The following is a 24,734-nucleotide window of genomic DNA, read 5'->3' as shown; positions in this document are numbered from 1 at the left end:
CTTCTTCGGTACGGCCTCTGTCAGTCCATTGGTTCCGGCATTGCCGGCGTCTTTTTCAGTTGGCCTTGCCTGCGTCCGCCCCGAGCAATGCGGTCAGACGGTCACGTTCGGCCTTGGTGAGGTCTTTATAGCTGCGCGGCTTCTGCAGCTTGGCCAGTTCAGCTTCGGACGATTTCATAATCTCCGGCATCGCTCGCAGCATGTCGGGCATGATCTTCTGCATCCGACCGAGATAATGCGGATCGGTGGCCAACTGCATGAAGCCCGCGCCAAACTTGGCACCGATGGGCGTTTTCAGGAAGGCCGCGATCTGGTCCAGTTCGGCCGCATTGTAGCGATAGGCGAACGCCTCCGCCATGCCTTCCCGCATTTCCGGTTCGTACCGTCCCATGAAGCGGCCCATAGCCGGCATCATGGTGTTGACGATCACATCCATCCGCTTGCGGAAACTGGGATCGATGATTGCCATCATCTCCTCCATCGTGCCTTCGCCAAGGCTGTCCGCCTTGTCCGGGTCCATGCCTCCGACTTTGAGGAACTCGCGGATCGGCATCTTGGTCATGCCGTCCATCATCGGAGCCATCATCTTCTGCATCATCGGCCCCATCATCCGTTCCATCGTGCCATCGGGCAGGATGACGGAGGCGATCGGCTGCGCCTTCGCCAGCAATTCCGGATCGACGGACTGTACGTCGGCCCCCTGCGCGGGAGCGGGCTGAACCTGCGCAGCTAGTGGAGCCGACAGCAAAAGCAGCGGCAAGGAGAGGAAAGCGAGGCGCATCACGCCGGCACCTTCTCGCCCGCCTTGGCCTTCGCCTTCAGATAGCGGTGCATATGCTCGGTCACGTCGCGGCCATCACGGATCGCCCAGACGACCAGCGATGCGCCGCGCACGATGTCGCCCGCCGCGAACACGCCATCGACGCTCGTCATCATCGTCTTGTGATCGACGCGCAGCGTGCCCCAGCGCGTGACCGACAGGTCTTCGCTGCCGAACAGCCTGGGCAGTTCCTCCGGGTCATAGCCCAGCGCCTTGATGACCAGGTCCGCGTCCAGCACATGCTCGCTGCCCGGATCGGGTTCGGGCGCGCGGCGGCCCGATGCGTCGGGCTGGCCGAGGCGCATCTTCGTCACCTTGACGCCAGTGACATGCTCGGTGCCCTCGAACGCGATCGGCGCGGTCAGCCAGACGAACTCGACACCTTCCTCCTCGGCATTGGCGACCTCGCGCTGCGATCCGGGCATATTGTCGCGGTCGCGGCGATAGAGGCACTTCACCGATGCCGCGCCCTGGCGGATCGCGGTGCGGACGCAGTCCATCGCCGTGTCGCCGCCGCCGATGACGACGACATTCTTGCCCGTCGCCAGCAGCGTGCCATCCTCATGTTCGGGCACGGCGTCGCCGAAGCCCGCGCGGTTGGAGGCGGTCAGATAGTCGAGCGCCTTGACCACGCCCGGCGCGCCGACGCCCGGCGCGCGAATGTCGCGCGGCTTGTAGACGCCGGTAGCGATCAGGACCGCGTCATGCTTCTCGCGCAGCTGCTCCAGCGTCGCGTCGCGGCCGACCTCGAAGCTCTCATGAAAGACGATGCCGCCGTCCTTCAGTCGCTGGATGCGGCGCATGACCACGTCCTTCTCCAGCTTGAAGCCGGGAATGCCATAGGTCAGCAGGCCACCCGCGCGATCGTGCCGGTCGTAGACATGGACCGCATAGCCCGCGACGCGCAGATATTCGGCGGTCGTGAGGCCGGCCGGCCCCGCGCCGATGATACCGACCGACTGGCCGGTGGGCTTGCCGGGGACGAGCGGTTCGACCCAGCCTTCCTTCCAGGCGGTGTCGGTGATGTATTTTTCGACGCTGCCGATGGTGACGGCGCCATGGCCGGAAAATTCAATGACGCAATTGCCTTCGCACAGGCGATCCTGCGGGCAGATGCGGCCGCAGATTTCGGGCATGGTGCTGGTCAGGTTCGACAGCTCATAGGCCTCGCGCAGCCGCCCCTCTGCCGTCAGACGCAGCCAGTCCGGGATATGATTGTGCAGCGGGCAATGAGTCGAGCAATAGGGCACGCCGCATTGCGAACAGCGCGACGCCTGCTCCTCGGCCTTGTCGAGGATGAAGCTGCGGCTGATTTCCAGAAAATCGTCGGCGCGGTCGTCGGCAGCGCGCTTTTCCGGATAGGCTTGGCCCAAGCCCACGAATTTCAGCATCGGATTGTCAGCCATGGCACGTCCCTGAATCTGTTTCAGCAGCGCGCATAGCAGAAAAACCCGCAGAGTCACGCGGATTTTGCCATTTACGTCAGTATATATTACCTATTTTACGGGCTTTTCTCGCGGCTGCGGCAAAATCCTGTAATAATCTTTCAAATATTAGTTCCGATCCGGCCCTACCTCATCCACAGCCAGATCAGCGCGCCGATGCCCGCAATGATTCGATACCAGGCGAAGGGCGCAAAGCCCTGGCGCGACACCAGGCCGACAAACCATCTGATGACCAGCAGGGCGACGATGAAGGAGACGACGAAGCCCAGCGCGATACTGTCCCATCCCACCGTCGCGCTGGTGATCCGGTCGCCTTTCTTGAGCAGTTCCAGCGTGCTCGCGCCCAGCATCGTGGGGATCGCGAGGAAGAAGCTGAATTCCGCTGCCGTGCGCCGCTCGACGCCCAGGGTCAGCGCGCCCATGATCGTCGCGCCCGACCGGCTGACGCCGGGAATCATCGAAATGCACTGGATCAGGCCGATTCCGACCACGCGCAGCAGCGGGATGTCGGCGATGCCGTGGAATCGCTGCTCCTTCACCATCCGTTCGATGAGCAGGATCGCCACGCCCCCCACGATCAGCGCCCATGCGACCACCTGCGGCGCGCCGAGCAGGATCTCGATATAGTCGTGCAGCGCCAGGCCGATGATGGCGGACGGGATGAAGGCGATGACGAGATTGCGCAGGAAGCGCCAGCTCACCGGCTCGCGCCGCAACAGACCCATCGCGACCGCCCAGAAAGTCCGCCAGTAGAGCACCACCACCGCCAGGATCGCGCCCAGCTGGATGACGACGTTGAACATCGCCCAGGTGGACGCGTCATAGCCCAGCAGCTCGCTCGCCAGGATCAGGTGGCCGGTCGAGGACACGGGCAGGAATTCGGTCAACCCCTCCACGATGCCCAGCAGGATGACCGTCAGATAATGCATGTCCATGGGGGTGTGCGATCCTCGATGGGGCGAGAAATGGGGCCAGCCGCGCCAGACCCTCCCCCTGTACCGAGGAAGGGTCGAAAGGCGTCAACCGACGGGAGCCGCACCATGCCGCAGTGCAGCGAAAAGGCAAGGACGCGCCGGCACGGCCGGTCGCGACCGATGATCGGCCCGTCGAGCCGGACCGGACGGGTCGGCAGCAGGACGGGCCGGCGCGATCAGGCCTTGGCCCGGCCGGCGAAGCGGCCATGCTTGCGATAGCGGACCATCCACTTGTCGGCCACCGCGCCCAGCGGCGTGGGCGCCACGCCCAGCGCCTCCAGCCCCGGCGCGCCGGGCGCCGGCACATTGTCGCGGCCCAGCATTGCCAGCTGGTCGCGCGTGATCGGCCCGCCGGGCAGCATCGCCAGCAGCGACGCGAAGCCGCCGGGCACCTCGACCAGCGGCCGGTCGCGGCCGATCGCCTTGGCGATCCAGGCGTTGATCTCCTTCATGCTCATCACCTGCGGCCCGGCGACCTCATAGGTCTTGCCGCCATGGACGCCCGGCTGCTCGGCGGCATTGGCGATCGCCTGCGCCACGTCGGCCACATAGACGGGCTGGAACTTCGTCGCCGCGCCGATCACCGGCACCACCGGCGCCAGGCGGATGATGTCGGCGAAGCGGTTGAGGAACTGGTCTTCCGGCCCGAAGATGATCGAGGGGCGGATGATGGTCGCGGTCGGGAAGGCCGCCCGCACCGCTTCTTCGCCCGCCGCCTTCGACCGGCCATAGGCCGACGGACTGGCGGCGTCGGCGCCGATCGCGGAGACATGGACCAGCGCCTTGACCCCAGCCGCCGATGCGGCCCTGGCCACATTGGCCGCGCCCTGATGATGGAAGGCCTCGAAATCGCCGGCCAGGATGCCGACCAGGTTGATGACGACATCGCTGCCGGCAATGGCGCGGGCGACCGTCTCCGGCTTGCGGATGTCGGCCGCCACGAACTGGCTCTGGCCCAGATTGCCGAGCGACTTCACCTTGACCGCGCTCGCCAGGTCGCGCTGCGCGATCCGCACGCGCGCGCCCCGTGCCATCAGCGCCTGCGCGACCTGGCGGCCCAGAAAGCCGCCGCCGCCGAAGATCGTAACCAGACTGTCCTTCATCACGCGCGTCCCATATCTTTCGCTTCAGGGGAATGACTGCCCATCCCCTTGCAACAGCCGCCGCGCGCTGACAACCGCCCGGCGGCGCGAGCATGTCTTTTTACCCGATCCAGCCCCGAAGGTCAGCAATCATCCACAGGCCGAGCGCCAGGAACAGCAGCGCCGCGCCGATCTGGAGCGCCCGCATCGGCACCTTGCGCGCCAGCGCCTCGCCGAACAGCACCGCTGGGACATTGGCGATCATCATGCCCAGCGTCGTGCCCATGGTCACGGCGACCAGATCGTCGAACCGCGCGCCCAGCGCCACGGTCGCGACCTGGGTCTTGTCGCCCATCTCGACCAGGAAGAAGGCGACCAGCGTGGTCATGAACACGCCCGCCCCGGACGGCGCCTTCAGGGGCGCATCCTCGTCGATCACATCGGGGATCAGGGTCCAGGCCGCCATGGCGATGAAGGAGGCGGCGACCGCATAGCGGAACCAGCCCTGGTCCAGCACGCCCGCGATCGAATGGCCGACCAGCGCGGCAAGGAAATGATTGGCGAGCGTCGCGAACAATATGCCCAGGATGATCGGCACCGGCTTGCGAAAGCGGGTGGCGAGCAGCATGGCGAGCAGCTGGGTCTTGTCGCCCATTTCGGCGAGCGCGACGAGCGCGGAGGAGGTGAGCAGGGCTTCCATCGAGACGTTCCGGGGCCGGGCGGAGGTGAACAGACGCAATGCCACCGTCGCCTCCCGCCCGGCCGGACAGAAAAGCGCCGATGCCATTGGTCTCGCCCGATGCGGATGCTTGCGATCCGCCTCCCATATGCCATGGCCTCTCGGCCAAATATGTTGACATATGGCCCGTCCGCATGGCGCGGAACGGCTGGCTACTCCCCAGATGACGCGCTAGCCTGTAGGGACATCGGGCGAGGAAGGCAAGCCATGGCGGCAGGCGAGAACAAGACCACGCAGACACAGGAGGATGTCGATGCCTTCCTTGCCGGCGTGGAGCAGGCGGAGCGCCGGGAAGACGGGCGGACCCTCGCCGCGCTGATGGCGCGCCTGTCGGGCGAGCCGCCGCGCCTGTGGGGTCCGAGCATCATCGGCTTCGGCCGCTATCATTATCGCTATGACAGCGGACGCGAGGGCGAGAGTTGCCGGATCGGCTTTTCGCCGCGCAAGGCGGAACTGGTCCTCTATCTTGCCGGACTGGACGACGCTGATTTCGCGCCGCTCGGCACGCATCGGCGCGGCAAGGGTTGCCTCTATGTGAAGCGCCTGTCGGGCATAGACATGGCGGTGCTGGAGGGGCTGATCGCGAAAAGCCTCGCCCATATGGACGAGGCCTATCCGCGCTGACCGGTCAGAGCCTGCTTCCGGCTGAAGCCGGATTTTCCGCACCACCGAAAATGCGCTTCTGCGCATTTTCCAAACGGACTCTCAGCGGGTCGGCACCGGCTCCGGCCCCGAATAGTCGTAGAAGCCGCGTCCGGTCTTGCGGCCGTACCAGCCGGCCTCGACATATTTGACCAGCAGCGGCGCGGGGCGATATTTTGGATCGCCCGTCGTGCTGAGGAAGACGTTGAGGATTTCCAGCGCGGTGTCGAGGCCGACGAAATCGAGCAGCGTCAGCGGCCCCATCGGATGGTTGAGGCCCAGCTTGCAGCCCTGGTCGATGTCAGTGACGCTGCCCACGCCCTCGCCCAGCACGAACACCGCCTCGTTCAGCATCGGCAGCAGGATGCGGTTCACGACGAAGCCCGGCGCGTCGAAGGCGTGGACGACCGTCTTGCCGATCTTAGCGGCGAAGCCTTCCACCGCCGCCACCGTCTCGGGCGTGGTCGCCAGGCCGCGAATGACCTCGACCAGCACCATCACCGGCACGGGATTGAAGAAATGGACGCCCACGAACCGCCCCGCATCGGGCGCCGCCTGGGCCAGGCGGGTGATGGGGATGGAGGAGGTGTTGGTGGCCAGGATCGCGTCGGGCGCAAGGATCGCGCCGACATTGGTGAAGATCGCCCGCTTTACCTCCTCGCGCTCGGTCGCCGCCTCGATCACCAGTTGCGCGTCGGCCAGCGGCGCGACCTCACCGACCGGCCTGATCCGGGCCAGGATCGCATCGGCATCGGCCTGCGTCAGCTTCTCCTTCTCGACCGCGCGGGCGAGCAGCTTGCCAATCCCGGCCACGCCCTTTTGCGCGCGCGGCAGGTCGACGTCGGACAGGATGACGTCATAGCCCGCCTGCGCCGCGACCTGGGCGATCCCGGCCCCCATCTGCCCCGCGCCGATCACGCCCACCGTGCGAATGTCCGCCATGCTCCAATCCTCCCTCTTGAATCGTCCATTCCCCTTAGCCGCGCGGTCGGCCGACGGCCAGTACCGGACGTCTATGGAATCCGGCAGGCGGTGAAGCGTGCCGCCATGACCGACGGAATGGTTGCGCCACCGGCATTTCCGGCTTTGCGCCGAGCCTCCGCCATGGTTAAAAGCCCGCCATGCCCGTTTCCGAATTGATGCCAGCGCCGGCGACCGGACGCTTCGTCGCCGCCGTGCATCATTTCCCGCTGCGCATCTATTTCGAGGATACCGACCTGTCGGGCCTCGTCTATCACGCCAATTATCTCCGTTACATGGAGCGCGCCCGGTCCGACATGCTGCGCATCGCCGGCATCGACCAGCGCTGCGCCCATGAAACGGGCGGGGGCGTCTACGCCGTCACCGACCTCCAGATCCGCTACCGCCGCCCGGCGCGGCTGGACGACGACCTGATGGTGTCGAGCCGCGTCACCGACGTGCGCGCGGCCAGCTGCTCCATTCATCAGTCAGTCATGCGGGGCGCGGAACAGTTGACCGACGCCACCATCACCGTCGCCTGGCTGACGCCGCAGGGCCGCCCGCAGCGGCAGCCCAAGGCCTGGACCGACATTTTCACTCGCCTTTGCCAAGGGGAAGACATCCACCCATGACCCTCAACCTGCCTGCCGGCGCGATGACCGACGCCGCGACCATTTCCCCGCTCGCCCTGTTTTTGCAGGCCGACATCGTCGTCAAGGGGGTGATGATCGGCCTGTTGCTTGCCAGCATCTGGACCTGGGCGATGATCATCGGCTTCAGCTTCACCCTGCGCCGGGCGAGCAAGGAAAGCCGCAAGTTCGAGGCGGACTTCTGGAAGGCCGAGGATATCGACCGTTTTTACGAGACGCGCGGAAAATCCGACTTTCCTGCGGCCAAGGTGATGGCGGCGGGCGTCACCGAATGGCGGCGATCGACCGCGCAGAAGGTGATCGACCGCGACGGCACCCGCGACCGGCTGTCGACATCGATGTCGAGCACGATCGCGGCGGAGGTCGACCGCCTGTCCGACCGGCTCAACATCCTCGCCACCATCGGTTCCGTCGCACCCTTCGTCGGCCTGTTCGGTACCGTCTGGGGCATCATGCGCGCCTTCACCTCGATCGCGGCGGAACAGAACAGCTCGCTCGCGGTCGTCGCGCCGGGCATTGCCGAAGCGCTGTTCGCCACCGCCATCGGCCTGTTCGCGGCAATCCCGGCGGTGATCGCCTACAACCGCTTCAGCCATGGCATCAATCGGCTGGAATCGGGGCTGACCCGCTTCGCCGACGGCTTCTATTCGACCTTGAGCCGTGAGTTGGAGGCGCAGCGATGAACTTGGGCATCGCTGCACAGAAAGAAGCGATGAACTTGGGCATCGCTGTAAAACAGGGAACGCGCTGATGGCGATGTCCGGTCCTCCGTCCGGCCGTCGCGGGCGCCAGCGGGCGCCGATGGCCGATATCAACGTGACGCCGTTGGTCGACGTCATGCTGGTGCTGCTGATCATCTTCATGGTGACGGCGCCGCTGCTGGTGACGGGCGTGCCGGTCAACCTGCCCGAAACCCGCGCCAAGGGGCTGGACCAGGACGCCAAGCCGACCGTTCTGTCGATCGACCGCGACGGCGGCCTCTTCATCGACGAGGCGCAGGTGAGCGATGCCGACCTGCCGGACCGCCTGGCCGAAATCGCTTCGGCCCATGCTGGCCAGCCGGAGCCGCCGCAAATCTTCCTGCGCGCGGACACCGCCCTCGACTATGGCCGGGTGATGCGGGTGATGGGCGAACTCAACCGTGCGGGCCTCAACAAAGTGTCGCTGGTCAGCACCGATGCCGGGTCGGACGCCGGTTCGGGCTCTGGCTCGGACAGCGGCGGTTCAGAATAGGGGCCATAGGTCGAGGATATGGATCGCGCGGAAAAGATCGGCCTTGGCGTCGCGACGGCAGGACATGTCCTGCTGTTCGGCCTGCTGTCGGCCGGGTTCCTGGCCACCCCCAACCCGTTGAAGCTCAAGTCCCCGCCAATGGACGTCAGCCTGGTGGACGAGGTGGCGCTGCAATCGACCGCGCCACAGATTTCGACCCAGCCGCCCCCACCGAGCTCCGCACCGGAGCAAGGGCCGACGCAGGACGCCAAGCCCGCGCCGCTCCCCGAACCTGCGCCGGAACCCGAACCGACGCCCGCGCCGCCTCCGCCAAAGCCGACGCCTGCTCCGCCGCCGCCCAAGCCGGTGGCGAAGGCACAACCGCCCAAACCGAAGCCGACCCCGCCCAAGAAGGAAGCGGCCAAAACCCCGGCCAAGCCCAAGCCGGCGCCGGAAAAGCCAGCGCCCAAAGCGAAGCCCACGCCGGAAAAGCCGGTGGCCAAGGCCAAGCCAGCGCCCGAAAAGCCCAAGGCCGCCGCCGTGCCGTCGAAGCCGGCCAAAAGCGACGCCAAGGCCAAGAGCGACGCCAAGGCCAAAAGCGACGCCAGGGCGTCCGGCGCGGGCAAGGCGGACAAGCCCAAGGGGTCGCTACTGGGCAAGGATTTCCTCAAGGGCATCGACACCAGCGCGGACGCGCCGCGCAAAGCCGCGCCGCCACTCGCCGCCGCCATGGGACCACAGCAGAAGGCCGCGCTCGACGCCGAAATCCGGCGGCAGCTCAAGCCCCATTGGCGCGCGCCGTCCGGCGCGGATGCCGACAAGCTCGTCACCCTGCTGGAGGTGCGGCTCGACAAGAATGGCGGCCTGATCGGCGCGCCCCAGCTGATCGATCAGCTGGGCGTGACGGCCAGCAACCAGCCGCAGGCCCGGCTCCATGCGGAGCGCGCGATCCAGGCGGTGAAGCTGGCCGCGCCCTTCCGCAACCTGCCGCCCGAATATTATGACCAATGGAAATGGCTCCGGCCACTCCGCTTTGACGCGAGGCTGAACCGATGAAGACCACCCTCCTCCGCCGCCTGGCGCCCACTGCCTTCGCCGCCACGGTCGCGCTGGCCGCCGCCCTTTCCGCGCCCGCCATGGCCCAGCTGTCGGTCGATGTCACCGGCGAGATCGACAGCAACCTGAAGATCGCCGTCCCCCCGCTCCCCGCGCAGCAGGAGGTCGCGACCCCCGCCGGCACCGCAAGCGATCTGGGCCGCAAGATCGCCGAAGTGATCGTGTCCGACCTCAAGGGCTCCGGCCTGTTCGACCCGTCCGGTCCAGGCGGGCTGCCCGCCATCGCCTTCCCCGAAGTCACCTTCCCGCAATATGACAAATGGGGCGCCTACCAGGCGCTGGTCCAGGGCTTCGTCCGCACAAGCGGCGGCGAATCCGACATCACGGTGGGCTGCTACCTCTATGACGTGGCTCTGAAGCAGGAACTGACCCGCCAGGGCTATGTCGTTGCCCCGCGCGACTGGCGCCGTGCCGCGCATAAATGCGCCGACGCCATCTATGCCCGCCTGTCGGGCGAAAGCCCCTTCTTCGACAGCCGCATCGCCTATATCGCCGAAAGCGGCCCCAAGGGGAATCGCGTCAAACGGCTCGCCATCATGGATTCGGACGGCGCCAACCACCGCTTCATCACCAATGGCCAGTCGATCGCGCTGACCCCGCGCTTCTCCCCCGATTACAAGTCGATCGTCTATGTCAGCTATCTGGGCAGCCGGGTGCGGATCTACGTCTACGACATCGGCAGCGGCCAGCAGAAGCTGGTGACGGAAAGCAACAACCCGACCTTCGCGCCGCGCTGGTCCCCCGACGGCCGCAGCATCCTCTTCTCCATGGCGGTTGCGGGCAATACCGACATCTACCGTGTCTCGGCGAGCGGCGGGTCGCCGGTGCGCCTCACCAATACGCCCGGCATCGACGTGGGCGGCAGCTATTCGCCCGACGGCCGGCAGATCGTGTTCGAAAGCGACCGGTCGGGCGGGCAGCAAATCTATGTCATGAACGCCGACGGATCCGGCCAGCGCCGCATCAGCCATGGCGGCGGCCGCTATGCGACCCCCGAATGGTCGCCGCGCGGGGACCTCATCGCTTTCACCAAGATGTCGGGCGACTTCAAGATCGCGGTCATGTCCCCCAATGGGGACAATGAGCGCATCCTGACCAATGGCTGGCAGGACGAACAGCCGACCTGGTCGCCCAATGGCCGCGTGCTGCAATATTTCCGCACCACGCCGGGCCGCCAGGGCAGCAGCCAGGTGTGGCAGGTCGATCTGACCGGCGTGAACGAGCGGCGCATCCCGACGCCGCTCAGCGGCTCGGACCCGGCCTGGGGACCGCTGCTGCCGTAAGATTCGCATGGGGGACACCCCCCGGCGGAACCCTGTCGTCTTGACAGCGTAACGAACATCACGAACCCTGTCGTTGCCCCCCTGTGCGATCGACAGCGCAAGAAGGAGACCCCCGATGAAATTGTCCCGGACCCTGGTTATGGCCACCGCCATCATCGCGCTCGCCGCCTGTTCGAAGAAGCCGCCGGCGGAACTGCCCCCCGCGCCCGGCGGCACCGGCGGCACCACCGCGCCGACCGGCCCGGCCACGCCCTCCGGCCCGGTCAAGGGCAGCCAGGAGGATTTCATCGCCTCGGTCGCGTCGGACCGCATCTTCTTTGCGCTCGACCAATTTGATGTCGATGCGGAGGATCAGGCGACACTCCAGAGCCAGGCCGCCTGGTTGCAGCAGAATCCGGCGGTGCGCGTGACGATCGAGGGTCATGCCGACGAACGCGGCACCCGCGACTATAATATCGCGCTGGGCGAGCGCCGCGCCAATGCGGCGAAGAATTACCTCGCCTCGCTCGGCATCGATCCGGGCCGTATCACCACCGTCAGCTATGGCAAGGAACGCCCGGCCGCGCTCGGTTCCGACGAGGCCGCATGGGCGCAGAACCGCCGCGCCGTGACCGTCACCATCCAATATTGACCCGCACCCACTGACCCGGAAAAGGCCCGCCGGTCCCGCGACTCGCGGGCCTTTTCCATGCGTATAACAAAGCTGCTGACAAGCGGTCCGAATTGGTCGATATGCTTCCTATATATGGGACGCGTCCGATATGTGGGACGCCATCGCGAACGGAACGACCATGCAGGATACCGACGAAAAACAGGAGCAGGGGGTCAAGGGCACCCAGACGCTGATGCGCGCGCTCGACATCATGGACGAGGTGATCGACGGCCCGATCCGCGCCGCCGACCTCGCCCGCAAGCTGGGCATGAGCAAGACGACGGCGCACCGGCTGGTGCAGGCCCTGCGCTCGCGCAACTATCTGGCCGTCACGCGCGACGGTTTCGCACTCGGCCCCAAGCTGTTGCAGCTGGGCGTGCTCGCGACCGAGCAGATCGACTATGTCCGCGTCGCCCGCCCCTTCATGGAATTGCTGTCGGAACGCACCGGCTTCTGCGTCTTCGTCGGCAAGCGCGAGGGCGATTTCTCCCGCCACCTCGACCGCGTGACCGGCACCCAGCGGCTGCGCGTCGCGACCGCGCCGGGCGATCGCCGCCCTGTCGCGGAAACGGGCCTGGGCAAGGCGCTGCTGCTGGATGAGGAGGAGGCGACGTGGGAGCGCCTCTATGGCGAGGCGAAGGGCGGCAATGCGGACCGCGCGCAGATCGACGCCTTTCTGGAGGAAATGCGGGCGCACAAGGCGCGCGGCGAGGTGCTGCACGACAGCGAGCTGGGCGACGGTGTCCGGTCGATCGCGGTGCCGATTCGCGATGCGAAGGGCAAGATCTGCATCGCCATCTCGATCGCCAGCGCCGCCCATTATCTGACGGACGAGTTGCGGCCGGGCCTTGCCGAACAGGTGATGCGGTCGGCCGAGCAGATCGGCGCCGCGGTGGGCTATAGCGGGCCGCGCTGATCGATCCCGAACAAAGAGGGCGCGAACCGCCGGAGTGGTCGCGCCCTTTCAGGTTGGGGAGAAGGATAGGCGCCGGCGTTACATCCGGTAGGTCACGCCGAAGGTGAAGGTCCGGCCGATCCGCGTTTCGAACAGCGTGTCCTGGCGCTGGCTGTCGATATAGAGACGGTTCTGCTCGTCGGTCAGGTTTTGCGCCTCGACGATGATCTTCAGCCGATCGGTGACATTGTAGCTGGCCGACGCATCCATGTAGAAGGTCTTTGCATTGCCCTGAAGATCGCTGCCGGGCGAGGCCGGGATGCCGCGGATGAACTTGTCGCGGAAATTGCCCGTGCTGCGGATGCTGAACTTGTCATCCTCATAATAGAGCGTCGCCGACGCGGTATTCTTCGACAGGCCGACCAGGTCCGCCGTGGTGGTCACCGTCGGCACGCCGTTCACGCTGGCCAGGATATAGTCGATCTTCGACGTTACCTTGGTGTAATTGGCAAGCACGCCGAAATTGGCGAGGAAGCCATCGAAGAAGGTGAAGGGGATCTGGGCGTTGAGTTCGATGCCCTTGAGCGGACCACCCGGCGTGTTGAACGGCTGCGACACGGTGAACAGCTCGGTGGGCAGCGTATTGCTGCCGATCAGCAGGGCGTCCGGCAAGCCCAGCTGGTTGAAGGGAATCTGGCTGTTCACATTCTGGATGAAGCTCTTGATGTCCTTGTAGAAGAAGGCGGCCGAGAGCAGCGAGCCGGGACGGAAATACCATTCCACCGCCAGGTCGAATGTGGTGGCGCGGATCGGGTCCAGGAACGGGTTGTTGACGTTGCCGACACGAGTCACCGGATTGACCCCGCTGGTGGGCGTCAGCAGGCCCAGTTCGGGCCGCGCCAGGACCTTCGCGCCCGACACGCGGACCAGCAGATTGTCGATCGGCTCGATCACGACATTGGCCGAGGGCAACCAGTCGTCATAGCCGTTCTTTGCCGATGCGAACTGGCCGGCAAGGCCCGTCGGCGACGCGGCATTGGCCACGGTGATATAGCCCGAAGACACCATGTCGGTCTTGACATAACGCACGCCCACATCGCCGCGCACGCCGAAGCCGATCGCATCCTCCAGGTCGAAATTGGCCATGATGTAGCTGCTCATGACCTCTTCGCGCACCCGGCTGCGTCCGGCGCCGCATTCGACGCCGCAGTAACGCACCGAATCGAAGCCGAACGTGTCGGCCCACTTGTCGGCATCGATCGCCACCCAGCTGGACGGCGCGCCCTTGCCCCACAGCTTGTCCACGCCGCTGATCGTCGTCGTGATGTCGGCCAGGCTGGTGCCCGCCGGCAATGCCCGGACCAGCAGGTCGGCCGAATAGGGGCGCAGGAAGGTCGAGAGGAAATCGCTGCGCCGATACTGGGCGCCGGCGCGGATCGAGAAGGCGTCGCTAAAGCTCCATTTCAGATTGGCTTCGGCGGTCATGTTGTCGGTCGTATTCTTCGACGGCTTGCCCTGATAGCTGAAGCCGCCCAGCACCGTGCCGTCAGCCAGCCCCGGCGCATAGGTGAAGCTGGCCGGATTGTTCACGTCGATGCCGAATCCCAGCACCGGGGTGGAGCCGCCGTCACGATAGTCGATCGAGAAGCCGTCGGTGTCGATCGCGTCGATGAAGGTCTGGAGACGCTTCTTGCCGTCCCAGATCGAACGGTTGAAGCCGACGATGCCGCTCACTTCCAGATTGTCGCTGAGCTGGCGCTTGAAGTTCAGGTTCGCCTGTTTGAAGGTCGAGACGAAATGATCGACCAGCCCTTCGGAACGGACGTCGACGCCATCGAACAGGCCGTAGACCAGCGAGCCATTCTCGTCGAACTCGATATCGCGCACCGACGTCATCGGCTGGCCGTTGTTGGCGGCCGAACGGGCGAAGGAGATCGCCGCGATATAATTGTCCCGGCGCGTCACCTCGAACCGCGAGTAGAGGAAGTCGAGCGAAATGTCGGTTTCATCGTCCGGCTTGAACTGAAGGGTCAGCGAACCGCCGATCCGTTCCTGGTCCTGTTCCGAATTGAGGTAGCGCGGAATGCGCGGCAGGAATGCGCCGCTGCCCGCAACATTGGGCAGGTCGTCGCGGCGCAGGTCGACGATCGCCTGATAGGCGCCATTGGTGCTGGTGCGCGGATTGCCGGTCGAGCAGTTGAGCGCGTCGGCACCCTTGGCCGCGTTGGTCGAGGGGTTCTGCGGCGCGAAGCCGACCGGCGAGCAGAAACCGCCATTGGTATTGGCCGACAGGATGTCGACCGCCGAATAGCCCACCTCGCGGATGTTGCGCTTCTGATAGGCAAGGCTGCCGAGAATGCCGAAGCCGCTGTCGCCGAACTGCTTTGAGATCAGCAGCGAGGCGCGCGGATCGACCTTCTTCGACAGCTCGTTATAGACGCCGCGCGCCGTCATGGAGAGGACGAAATCCTCCTTCTGATCCATCGGCTTGGGTGCGCTCAGGTCGACCGTGGCGCCGAGCGAGCCTTCCTCGACATCGGCCGAAGTGGTCTTGCGCACCGACAGGGCCGAGAAGATTTCGGTCGGGAAAACGTTGAAGTCGAAGCTGCGGCCATTATTGCCCGCGCCATAGATGTCGGACGAACCCGTCTGCGACGTACCTTCCATGCCGTTGATGCGGACGCGGGTGAAGCCCGCGCCCAGGCCGCGAACCGAAATGTTGCGGCCTTCGCCGCCGTCACCGCGGGCCAGAGCGATGCCCGGCACGCGCTGCATCGATTCGGCGAGGTTCGAGTCCGGGAATTTGCCGATATCCTCGGCGACGATCGAATCGATCGCGGCGGCTTCCTGCCGCTTCATGCCCAGCGCGCTGTCGAGCGAGGCGCGGAAGCCGGTCACGACGATGTCCGCGGTTTCCTGGTCCGCCTGGGGCGGCGCGGCGGCAGGCTGGTCCTGCGCGATGGCCGTTCCGGCGATGAAGATGGTGGATGCAATCGCGATGGTCGAGCTGCGACGCGCGAAGGCTGCACGGGTAACGTGGCGCAACATAATATCCTCCCCTTTGTCCGGTTCTTGCCGGATGCCCCACTATGTGGAACTGTCGCTCATTGTACCGGATTCGCTGCTCTTTGGCCAGAAAAATCATTATGTGATCGTAAGTGCCACATTGTGAAAAACATTATGGTTAAGGAACAAGGGTCTTGCGAGATAACAAGTCCCGCCATATGGTCCTCCAATCTATTTTATGGGACGGAGAATCCCTTGAGGAAGTTGGCCCCGCTTGCTCCTGTTCGGCGTGGGCCGCAGGAATCGCCGCCTCTGCACGGGCGGTCGGCTTGGGGGAATGCGTCCATCGCGGCGCATTCCCCCATTTTCCTGTTCGCTGACAGGGTCATCGCGCCATGCCGCTGACGCCGCTCCTCCTCATCATGGCTGCGGCGGCCGCGCCCACACCCCTGACATTCGATCTGGGCAATGCGTCTCCGCTGCGCCGGCAGAGCTATCAGGCTGGCGGCCATGGCATGGAACCGGGCGGCACAGAAACGGCCTATCTCTTCTCGGTGGCGCTGCCCGAAGGCAATTACCGGGTCACGGTGCGGCTGGGCGATACCCGCAGCGCAGGCAACACCACGGTCAAGGCGGAGGCGCGGCGGTTGATGCTGCGCAACGTCGCGACCCGCAAGGGGCAGTTTGTCGAGCGCAGCTTCCTGGTGAATGTCCGCACGCCCGCCCTGCCGCCGCCGCCCGCCAATGCGCCGGGCGGGCAGCAGGTGCGGCTCTCGCCCCGCGATGGGCAGGAATATACGTGGGACGACAAGCTGACGCTCGAATTTTTGGGCAAGCCGCAGGTCGCGTCGGTGACGATCGCCCCGGTGGAGGCACCGACGCTCTATCTGGCCGGTGATTCCACCGTGACCGACCAGTTCGCCGAACCGGCCGCAAGCTGGGGCCAGATGCTGCCCGCACTGCTGGACGACGGGGTCGCCGTCGCCAATCACGCCAAGTCTGGCGCGACGCTCAAATCCTTCCTCACCGACCTGCGCTTCGACAAGCTGCTGTCGAACATGAAGCCTGGCGACTTTCTGTTCCTCCAGTTCGGCCATAATGACCAGAAGCAGGAATGGCCGCAAACCTATGCCGACGCGGCCATCACCTATCCCGCCTATCTGCGGACCTACATGGCCGAAGCGCGGCGGCGCGGCGCCCATCCGGTGCTGGTGACGTCGCCCGAACGCCGCAATTTCGATGCGCAGGGCAGAATTAGGGAGACACTCGGCGTCTATGCCGCCGCCGTGCGCAAGCTGGCGGCGGACGAAGGCGTGCCGCTGATCGACCTCAATGCCGACAGTCGGGCGATCTACGAGGCGCTCGGACCGGACGTCGCGCCGACCGCCTTCAACGATGGCGGCGCCGACAAGACGCATCACAATAATTATGGGGCCTGGCTCCTGGCCAACGCGGTGGCGCAGCGGATCAAGGCACAGATTCCCGCACTGGCGGGCCATGTGACCGCCCCGGCCTTCGTCCCGGCCAAGCCCCCGACCGCCGCGCAGGCGGCGATCGTCCCCAGCCTGATCCACAGCGATCAGCGCCCGGCCGGCAGCTAGAGCCATGACCATCAGCCGCCGCGATATGTTTCTGGGAATGACGCTGGCTGCCCTCCCCTTTCCGGCCCAGGCCGCGCGCCGCTTCGACAGTCGCGATTTCGGCGCCCGCGGCGATGGCGTCGCGATCGACAGCGGCGCGATCAACGCCGCGATCGAGGCAGCGTCGCGCAGCGGCGGCGGTACGGTCGTCCTGCCACGCGGGCGCTATCTCTGCTTTTCCATCCGCCTGCGCAGCCATGTCACGCTGTTGCTCGGCGAAGGCGCGGTGATCGAGGCGGCCGATCCCGCCCGCCACGCCGGACGCTATGACCTTCCGGAAACCGGCATCGACCAGTTGTACCAGGATTTCGGCCACAGCCACTGGCGCAACAGCCTGATCTGGGGCGACGCGGTGGAACAGGTGGCGATCACCGGGCCGGGCATGATCCACGGCATCGGCCTGACCCGCGACGGCCCCGGCGCACGCTGGAAGAAGCAGGCAGGCGAGCGGCCCTTGTCGATGCGGGGCATGACGGACGCCCAGATCGCCGCTCTGGAACCCGACGCCGCCGCCATGCAGGGGCTGGGCAACAAGGCGATCGCCTTCAAAAACGGCCGCGACATCCATCTGTCGGGCTTCACCATCCTGAAGGGGGGGCATTTCGCGATCCTCGCCACCGGCACGCGGGGGCTGCGGATCGACGGGCTGACGATCGACACCGACCGCGACGGCATCGACCTCGATTGCGTGCGCGACGTGGTGGTGGAACGCTGCCGCGTCAATTCGCCCAATGACGACGCCATCGTGCTGAAAAGCAGCCATGCGCTCGGCCGCGCCATCGCGTCGGACAATATCCTGATCCGCGACTGCGACGTGTCGGGCTACGACATGGGATCGCTGATCGACGGCACGCGCCGAACGACTCAGCAGCTGGCGCCCGATCGCGACAGGGTGACCGGCCGCATCAAGCTCGGCACCGAAAGCAATGGCGGTTACCGCAATGTCCGCATCGAGGATTGCCGCTTCACCCGCTGCCGCGGGCTGGCGCTGGAAACGGTGGACGGGGGCGTCATGGAGAATATCGTCGCCCGCCGCCTCACCATGCGGGACGTGACCACGGCGCCGCTCTTCCTGCGGCTGGGGGATCGCCGGCGCGGGCCGGAGGGAACGGGCATCGGCGCGGTGCGCCATGTCGAAATCAGCGATGTCGACGCGCGCGGCATCGACCATCGCTTTCCCGCCGCCATCGCCGGCCTGCCCGGCCATCGCATCGCCGACGTGACGCTGCGCGACATCCACCTCGTCTATCGCGGCGGCGGCACGGCGACGGATGCGGCGCGCGCGCCCGCGGAACTGGCGGACGCCTATCCCGAACCGAGCATGTTCGGAATCCTGCCCAGCTGGGCGCTCTGGGCGCGCCATGCCGAACGACTGACGATCGACCATTTCACGGCGGAAACCATGACGGCCGACGCGCGCCCACCCTTCGCATTCGATGATGTGCCGGGATTGACGCTGCGCCGCACGCCACTGGGCAATTGACTAATATGTGGGACGATGTTACCAAATATAGGTCTTAAGTTCCATAATATGGTTCACGAGGGGATGCCATGACTGTCCACGCCTTCAAGATGCAGCTGAAGCCCGGCGTGGTCGAGGAATATCGGCGGCGTCATGACGAAATCTGGCCCGAACTGTCCACTTTGCTGTCCGATTCGGGTATCTACGACTATTCGATCTTCCTCGACGAAGAGACGCTAAGCCTGTTCGCAGTGCTCAAGCTGCGAGAAGACAACAGCCGCGAAACGCTGCCCGATCATCCGGTGATGGGGCGCTGGTGGGACTATATGGCGCCGCTAATGGAGGTGCAGCCCAGCAACCAGCCGAAGGAATGGCCGCTCCCCCTGCTGTTCCATATGGACTGATCCGGCTTCCATGCGCTCCCTCATCGCCGCCCTCGCCCTTGGCACCATGCTGGCCACGCCGCTGCTCGCACAGCAGGCGAAGCCCACCGCCAATCTGTCCGCGCCGGTCAAGACCTTCGGCCGCGTCTCCTATGACGCCCGGTCGCTGATGATCGACGGCAAGCGGATGGTGATCTGGTCGTCCGAATTCCACCATTTCCGCCTGCCCTCGCCCGATCTGTGGCGCGACATCCTCCAGAAGATGAAGGCCAGCGGCTTCAACAGCGTCGCCGTCTATTTCGACTGGGGTTTCCACAGCCCGAAAAAGGGCGTGTACGACTTCTCCGGCATCCGCGACATCGACCGGCTGCTGACCATTGCGGAGGAGGAAGGCCTCTACGTCATCACCCGCGCCGGTCCCTATGTGAATGCCGAACTGTCGCGCGGCGGCTTTCCCGGCTGGCTGGTCAACCAGCGCGCCCGCGCCCGCACCGACGATCCCGATTATCTGGCGGCCGCCGACGAATGGCTGACCAAGGTCAACGCGATCATCGCGAAGCACCAGATCAACACTGATCCCAGGCGCAAATATGGCGTCATCCTGCACCAGATCGAGAATGAGCTGGCGATGACCACCCCGGCGCAGCGTCGCTACATGGATCATCTCTATGCCAAGGCCCGCGCCGACGGCATTACCGTGCCGCTGTTCCATAACGACCAGGGCCGCAACGGCTACTGGTCGCCGGCAAGCAGCAAGGTCGAGAAGGTCGTCCACGGCCCCAACGACATGTATGCGTTCGACGGCTATCCCGGCGGCACCTGCACCGTCACCGGCCAGCCGACGCGCGGGTCGGCCGCGCCCGACTGGGGCTTTTATGGTCCCGGCGGGGCGAAGGGCGGCGCATCCGCATCGCCCGATACGCCGGGCTTCCTTGCCGAGTTCGGCGGCGGCTGGTTCGACTATTGGGGATCGAACGGCGGCTATGAGTGCAACGCGGTCCAGCGCGGCAAGCGGTTCCAGCGCGTCTTCTACGGCACCAACCTCGCCAACGGCATTGGCATCCAGAGCTTCTACATGGGCTATGGCGGCACCAGCTGGGGCTGGCTGCCTGCGCCCGTGGTGTTCACCAGCTATGATTATGGCTCCGCCATCTCCGAACCACGCGAGGTACGGGAAAAGGCGCTGGAGATGAAGCAGCTGGGCGGCCTGATCGCCTCCGTCCCCGACATGGCGGGGATGATCCCGGCAGGGACACCGGCGATCAGTTCACCCAATATCCAGGTCTATCATAATAAAAGCCCGGAAACGGACGCGCGCTTCCTGATGGTGACGCACAAGCCATCCAACGGGCAGACCAGCGACAGCTTCAGCTTCACCGCCGACCTGCCCGATGGCCGCTATACCGTGCCGATGCAATTGAACGGCTTCGACGCGAAATGGCTGGTCGCGGGCGTGACGCTGGGCGGGCAGCGGCTGGTCTATTCGACCTCCGAACTCCAGTCCGCGCAGGTCATCGACAAGGCCGACCTGGTCCTCTTCTACGGCCGCGCCGGGGAGCCTGGCGAGACGGTGCTGCGCTACGCTTCCGCGCCCAGGGTGACGGTGCTGGAAGGCAGCGCGACCAGCGCCTTCGACGCTGCGAAGGGCGACCTCAAGCTCAGCTACACCCATCGGGGCCGCGCGGTCGTGCGGGTCGAGGGCGGCGATCGTCCGCCGTTGACGCTGATTCTCGCCGACGAGGCGGAAGGCGCGCGCTACTGGCGCGAACAGGATGTGCTGGTGCGCGGTCCCGCGCTGGTCCGCAGCGCAGTCGGCAAGGGCGGAACGCTGGCGCTGACCGGCGATACTGCCGAGGCCAGCCCGCTCGAAATCTGGGCCTCCAGGGCGGTTCGGTCCATCACATGGAACGGCGCGAAGGTAGCAACCAAATCGACAGCGATCGGCAGCCTCGCCGCCGTGCAGCCGCTCACCGGTCCCGGCGACGTTACCCTGCCGGCGCTCACCGACTGGCGCATGGCCAAGGGATCGCCCGAAGCCGATCCGGCCTTCGACGACAGCGCATGGCAGGCGGTCGACAACCGGTCCTATGCCAGCATCACCGCCCGGCCCGATGGCCAGCCCAACATGAGCATGGACGCCTATGGCTTCCATGACGGCGACGTCTGGTATCGCGGCCGCTTCACCGGCTCGCCCGACGCCAGGGCGCTCTCGCTCTATTATGGCGCGGGCGGTTCGGGGCTGGTGCAAGTCTGGGTCGACGGCAAGTTCATCGGCGAAGGCGAAACGCCCGGCGGCCTGCCCCGCCCGATCACCACCGGCACCGCGCGCTTCACCCTGCCCGCCGAGGCACAGGCACCCGGCGAGCATGTCATATCGGTCATGGTCCGCAACAACGGCCATAACTGGGATCTGGACAGCGACGATTTCCACAAGGAAGCGCGCGGCCTGATCTCCGCCTCGCTGGAAGGCGGTCCCAGCGGTCGCAGCTTCGCCGTGCCGATCGCATGGAAGATCCAGGGCAAGCAAGGCGGCGAGGATCTGCCCGACACCGCCCGTGGCCCCGCCAACAATGGCGGCCTCTTTGGCGAGCGCAAGGGCTGGCACCTGCCCGGCTTCAACGACAGCGCATGGACCAAGGCCAGCGTCCCCGCGACCCATGCGGAGGCCGGAACCAGCTGGTACCGCACCAGCTTCGCGCTGAACCTTCCCAAGGGGCAGGACGCCACCATCGGCCTGAGCTTCGGCGATTCCGAAAAGCCGCGCTCGCCGGTCCGCTATCGCGTGCTGATCTTCGTCAATGGCTGGAACATGGGCCAGTTCATCGCCCATGTCGGCCCGCAACGCACCTTCCCCATTCCCGAAGGCATATTGAACCACCGGGGCCGGAACCAGATCGCGCTTGCCGTCACGTCCGACGGCGCGCCGGGCGATGCGCTCGAAAGTGTGCGCCTCGTCACCCTACGCAACGTCAAAGGCGGTCTGCCAGTGCAGATGGTCGCCGCGCCAAATGCACCTTCAGACCTCAAGGAGATCAAATAAGTGGCCGCTCTCAATCATGATGTACCGCGCCAGCAGGTCGTCGAGTCCATCGACCGGCTGATGGACAATCTCGTCAATATCAAGGACGAGACCGGCGAATTCCTGCTCCATCTGGAAGATGGCCGCATCATCGACACCAAGGGCTGGGCCGGATGGGAATGGACCCATGGCGTCGGCCTGTTCGGCATGTGGCGCTATTTCGAGCAGACCGGCGACTACAAGGCGCTGGAGATCATCAAGCAGTGGTTTGAGGATCGCTTCGCCGAAGGCACACCGACCAAGAATATCAACACGATGGCGCCGTTCATCACGCTCGCCTATCTGTATGAGTTCGAACCCGACCCGCGCTATATCCCCTATCTCGATACTTGGGCCGAATGGCTGATGGCGCCGGACGGCCTGCCCAAGACCGAGGAAGGCGGGTTCCAGCACATCGTCTATAATGACGAAAATCCGGGCGAGATGTGGGACGACACGCTGATGATGTCGGTCCTGCCGCTGGCCAAGATTGGCCTGCTGCTGAACCGCCCCGCCTATATCGAGGAAGCCAAGCGCCAGTTCCTGGTCCATATCAAATATCTCTTCGATACGAAGACCGGGCTCTGGTTCCACGGCTGGGACTTCAACGGCCGCCACAATTTCGCCGAGGCGCTGTGGGCGCGCGGCAATTGCTGGGTGACGATCGCCATTCCCGAGATCATCGAGATTCTCGACCTGCCCGAAGGCGACTTCTTCCGCACCTTCCTGATCGACACGCTGGCGGCGCAGGTGAAGACGCTCGCCGAAACGCAGGACGCGGAAACCGGCCTGTGGCACACGCTGATCGTCGATCCGACCAGCTATCTGGAAGCATCGGCCACCGCCGGTTTCGCCTATGGCATATTGAAGGCCGTGCGGAAGGGCTATCTACCCCGCCATTACGAGGACGTCGGCATCAGGGCGGTGCGCGGCGTGCTGGCCAATATCGACGAGAGCGGCGAATTGCAGCAGGTCAGCTTCGGCACCGCGATGGGCGATACCCAGCAATTCTACAAGGACATCGCGCTCACCTCCATGCCCTATGGCCAGAGCCTGGCCATCTGCGCCCTGGGTGAATTCCTGCGCACCTATATCTGACCGTTCATCGAGCTTGGGCGGCGGCCGGAAATGGAAGGACGGCCGCCGCTTGAGACAAGAATATAAGAGGCGGAGGAGCCGAGAGTGACCGACATAGCCCAATCCGCACCCCGGCCCGTCCGCCTGCAAAACTACCTCGCCTATGGCTCCAACGACGTGCTGGGCGCAGGGTCGATGGCGGTCATTTCGGGCTGGGTGCTGATCTTCTACACCCAGTTCTGCGGCCTGACGGCCGGGCAGGCGGCCACCATCTTCGCGGTGGCGCGCATCCTCGACGCCTTCGCCTCGCCGATGATCGGCTATATCTCCGACCATTTCGGATCGACCTGGCTGGGCCGCAGGTTCGGCCGCCGCCGCTTCTTCATCCTCGCGGCCATTCCCCTGCTGCCCAGTTTCGCGCTGATGTGGCTGCCGGGACAGGGCTTCTGGTATTATCTGGTCAGCTATGTGCTGTTCGAACTGGTCTATGCGATGGAGATCATCCCGTTCGAAACGCTCGCGGCCGAAATGTCGACCGACTATCGCACCAAGGCGAAGTTCGCCGGATCGCGCATCCTCTTCGGCCAGGCGTCGGCCATCCTCGCGGGCTTCCTGCCGCTCTGGCTCATCAACGCGCTCGGCCGCGACAGCGCCGACACCTTCTTCTACATGGGCCTGATCTTCGCCACCCTGTTCATGGTGACGGCCGGACTGCTCTATCTGTTCAGCTGGGAACGGCATATGCCGGGATCGCTGGAGGCGCTGCCTGAAAGAACGCAGGGCGGCGGCGCGGGGCAGGCGCTCAAGGCGCTTTACCGCAACCTCTTCTCGACCATGCGAATCCGCGCCTTCCGCCTGCACCTCGGCATGTATCTGGGCGGCTATATCAGCCAGGACATTTTCAACGCGGCCTTCACCTTCTTCGTGATCTTCGCGCTGGCCGGTTCCACCGCCATCGCCTCCGGCCTGCTCGGCACCATGTATATCGTCCAGTTCGTCGCGGTCATCATCGCGATCAACCTGGCGCTGCGCGCCTCCCCTAGCCGCGCCTATCAGGTCGCCGCCGCCGACTTCGCCGTGGGCGTATTCGCGCTCATTGGCCTGTGGCTGCTCGGCGTTCCTGCCACGTCCCCCTGGATCTGGCTGCCGATCATCCTGTCGGGCCTGGGCCGCGGCGCGCTCAACTATATCCCCTGGGCGACCTATAATTATATGGCCGACGTGGACGAGATCGTCACGGGCCAGCGGCGCGAGGGCAGCTTCGCCGGGGTCATGACCTTCGTGCGCAAGGCGACGCAGGCCGCCGCCGTCGCGGGCGTGGGCTTCATCATGCAGGCGGGCGGCTTCGTCTCCGGCGCGCAGGCGCAGAGCCAGGACGCGATCCTGACGATGGCGCTGCTGCTGGGCATCGGCACGGTGGGTTGCCTGTCCTTCGGCATATGGGTGTCCACCCGCTTTCGCCTCAGCCCCGCAACCCACGACATCCTGATGCGCGAGATCGAACATCTGCGCGGCGGGGCGCGCACGCCCAGTTCGCCCGGCGCGCGACACGTCGTGGAGGATCTGTCGGGCTGGCGCTACGACCAGCTCTGGGGCAACAATCCGGTGGCCCAATCGGCCGCGCATTGAGGGGGATGA

Annotated in this window: 21 protein-coding genes and 1 riboswitch; of the genes, 14 read left to right on the top strand and 7 right to left on the bottom strand. The window is 65.5% G+C overall.

Translation table 11 applies throughout. The features are described 5' to 3' along the window. Window positions 1–55 precede the first annotated feature (55 nt). The 5 genes from K3M67_RS14910 to K3M67_RS14890 form a co-directional block, all read right to left on the bottom strand. Window positions 56–781: a DUF2059 domain-containing protein gene (locus tag K3M67_RS14910; protein WP_066865090.1), complete on the bottom strand. Its 726-nt coding sequence runs from the start codon at window positions 779–781 to the stop codon at window positions 56–58. Beyond that, the gene (locus tag K3M67_RS14905; RefSeq protein ID WP_066865093.1) at window positions 781–2,226 is read right to left on the bottom strand and encodes an NAD(P)-dependent oxidoreductase; all 1,446 of its coding nucleotides are present in this window, start codon (window positions 2,224–2,226) and stop codon (window positions 781–783) included. Before K3M67_RS14905 ends, K3M67_RS14910 begins: the two co-directional genes overlap by 1 nt. Before the next feature lie 164 nt (window positions 2,227–2,390). Continuing rightward, window positions 2,391–3,200 carry an undecaprenyl-diphosphate phosphatase gene (locus tag K3M67_RS14900; protein WP_285831871.1) on the bottom strand — a complete coding sequence of 270 codons (810 nt, stop codon included), beginning with the start codon at window positions 3,198–3,200 and terminating at the stop codon, window positions 2,391–2,393. Between the two features lie 215 nt (window positions 3,201–3,415). Then, window positions 3,416–4,342, bottom strand: coding sequence for a complex I NDUFA9 subunit family protein (locus K3M67_RS14895; RefSeq protein ID WP_066865099.1), 927 nt, complete (start codon window positions 4,340–4,342; stop codon window positions 3,416–3,418). Window positions 4,343–4,442: 100 nt separating this feature from the next. Further along, on the bottom strand, window positions 4,443–5,021 hold the full coding sequence (locus K3M67_RS14890; RefSeq protein ID WP_066865352.1) for a TMEM165/GDT1 family protein: 579 nt from the start codon (window positions 5,019–5,021) through the stop codon (window positions 4,443–4,445). A 17-nt stretch (window positions 5,022–5,038) separates the two neighbouring features. Continuing rightward, window positions 5,039–5,234, bottom strand: a riboswitch (yybP-ykoY riboswitch). A 33-nt stretch (window positions 5,235–5,267) separates the two neighbouring features. Here K3M67_RS14890 and K3M67_RS14885 point away from each other — a divergent pair. Continuing rightward, window positions 5,268–5,684: a DUF1801 domain-containing protein gene (locus K3M67_RS14885; protein WP_066865102.1), complete on the top strand. Its 417-nt coding sequence runs from the start codon at window positions 5,268–5,270 to the stop codon at window positions 5,682–5,684. An 81-nt stretch (window positions 5,685–5,765) separates the two neighbouring features. On the opposite strand, the gene K3M67_RS14880 is transcribed toward K3M67_RS14885, so the two are convergent. Beyond that, window positions 5,766–6,644, bottom strand: a complete 879-nt coding sequence (locus tag K3M67_RS14880) for a 3-hydroxybutyryl-CoA dehydrogenase (protein WP_066865105.1) — start codon at window positions 6,642–6,644, stop codon at window positions 5,766–5,768. 179 nt (window positions 6,645–6,823) lie between these two features. Here K3M67_RS14880 and K3M67_RS14875 point away from each other — a divergent pair, with 179 nt between their 5' ends. The 7 genes from K3M67_RS14875 (at window position 6,824) to K3M67_RS14845 (ending at window position 12,491) form a co-directional block, all read left to right on the top strand. Next, a complete protein-coding gene (locus K3M67_RS14875; RefSeq protein ID WP_066865108.1) occupies window positions 6,824–7,294 on the top strand; it encodes a YbgC/FadM family acyl-CoA thioesterase in 471 nt (156 codons plus the stop codon). Continuing rightward, on the top strand, window positions 7,291–7,995 hold the full coding sequence (gene tolQ / locus K3M67_RS14870) for a protein TolQ (RefSeq protein WP_066865111.1): 705 nt from the start codon (window positions 7,291–7,293) through the stop codon (window positions 7,993–7,995). Before K3M67_RS14875 ends, tolQ begins: the two co-directional genes overlap by 4 nt. A 67-nt stretch (window positions 7,996–8,062) precedes the next feature. Next, window positions 8,063–8,545 carry an ExbD/TolR family protein gene (locus K3M67_RS14865; protein ID WP_066865114.1) on the top strand — a complete coding sequence of 161 codons (483 nt, stop codon included), beginning with the start codon at window positions 8,063–8,065 and terminating at the stop codon, window positions 8,543–8,545. 18 nt (window positions 8,546–8,563) lie between these two features. Further along, window positions 8,564–9,580: a cell envelope integrity protein TolA gene (gene tolA, locus K3M67_RS14860; protein WP_285831870.1), complete on the top strand. Its 1,017-nt coding sequence runs from the start codon at window positions 8,564–8,566 to the stop codon at window positions 9,578–9,580. Continuing rightward, a complete protein-coding gene (tolB, locus tag K3M67_RS14855; protein WP_066865120.1) occupies window positions 9,577–10,923 on the top strand; it encodes a Tol-Pal system beta propeller repeat protein TolB in 1,347 nt (448 codons plus the stop codon). The genes tolA and tolB overlap by 4 nt, the downstream gene beginning before the upstream one ends. 115 nt (window positions 10,924–11,038) lie before the next feature. Further along, a complete protein-coding gene (gene pal, locus K3M67_RS14850) occupies window positions 11,039–11,554 on the top strand; it encodes a peptidoglycan-associated lipoprotein Pal (RefSeq protein ID WP_066865123.1) in 516 nt (171 codons plus the stop codon). 160 nt (window positions 11,555–11,714) lie between these two features. Continuing rightward, window positions 11,715–12,491, top strand: coding sequence for an IclR family transcriptional regulator (locus tag K3M67_RS14845; RefSeq protein WP_066865355.1), 777 nt, complete (start codon window positions 11,715–11,717; stop codon window positions 12,489–12,491). A 78-nt stretch (window positions 12,492–12,569) separates the two neighbouring features. Here the strand turns inward: K3M67_RS14845 and K3M67_RS14840 are convergent, their stop codons facing one another. Continuing rightward, the gene (locus K3M67_RS14840) at window positions 12,570–15,518 is read right to left on the bottom strand and encodes a TonB-dependent receptor (protein ID WP_285831869.1); all 2,949 of its coding nucleotides are present in this window, start codon (window positions 15,516–15,518) and stop codon (window positions 12,570–12,572) included. 353 nt (window positions 15,519–15,871) lie between these two features. Here K3M67_RS14840 and K3M67_RS14835 point away from each other — a divergent pair, with 353 nt between their 5' ends. The 6 genes from K3M67_RS14835 (at window position 15,872) to K3M67_RS14810 (ending at window position 24,725) form a co-directional block, all read left to right on the top strand. Further along, on the top strand, window positions 15,872–17,077 hold the full coding sequence (locus K3M67_RS14835; protein WP_285831868.1) for a rhamnogalacturonan acetylesterase: 1,206 nt from the start codon (window positions 15,872–15,874) through the stop codon (window positions 17,075–17,077). 4 nt (window positions 17,078–17,081) lie between these two features. Beyond that, window positions 17,082–18,599, top strand: a complete 1,518-nt coding sequence (locus K3M67_RS14830; protein WP_285831867.1) for a rhamnogalacturonidase — start codon at window positions 17,082–17,084, stop codon at window positions 18,597–18,599. 68 nt (window positions 18,600–18,667) lie between these two features. Further along, entirely contained in the window at window positions 18,668–18,982 is a 315-nt protein-coding gene (locus K3M67_RS14825) for an L-rhamnose mutarotase (RefSeq protein ID WP_285831866.1), read from the top strand. 10 nt (window positions 18,983–18,992) lie between these two features. Next, complete coding sequence (locus K3M67_RS14820; protein WP_285831865.1) at window positions 18,993–22,001, top strand: glycoside hydrolase family 35 protein; 3,009 nt, start codon at window positions 18,993–18,995, stop codon at window positions 21,999–22,001. Beyond that, entirely contained in the window at window positions 22,002–23,117 is a 1,116-nt protein-coding gene (gene bglB, locus K3M67_RS14815; protein WP_066865137.1) for a beta-galactosidase BglB, read from the top strand. It begins immediately after the preceding gene. Between the two features lie 84 nt (window positions 23,118–23,201). After that, complete coding sequence (locus K3M67_RS14810) at window positions 23,202–24,725, top strand: MFS transporter (RefSeq protein WP_285831864.1); 1,524 nt, start codon at window positions 23,202–23,204, stop codon at window positions 24,723–24,725. The last annotated feature ends 9 nt before the right edge of the window (window positions 24,726–24,734 follow it).

Source organism: Sphingobium sp. V4, assembly GCF_029590555.1.
In the GTDB taxonomy this organism is placed as follows: Bacteria; Pseudomonadota; Alphaproteobacteria; order Sphingomonadales; family Sphingomonadaceae; genus Sphingobium.
This window is presented reverse-complemented; position numbering and strand designations above follow the sequence as displayed.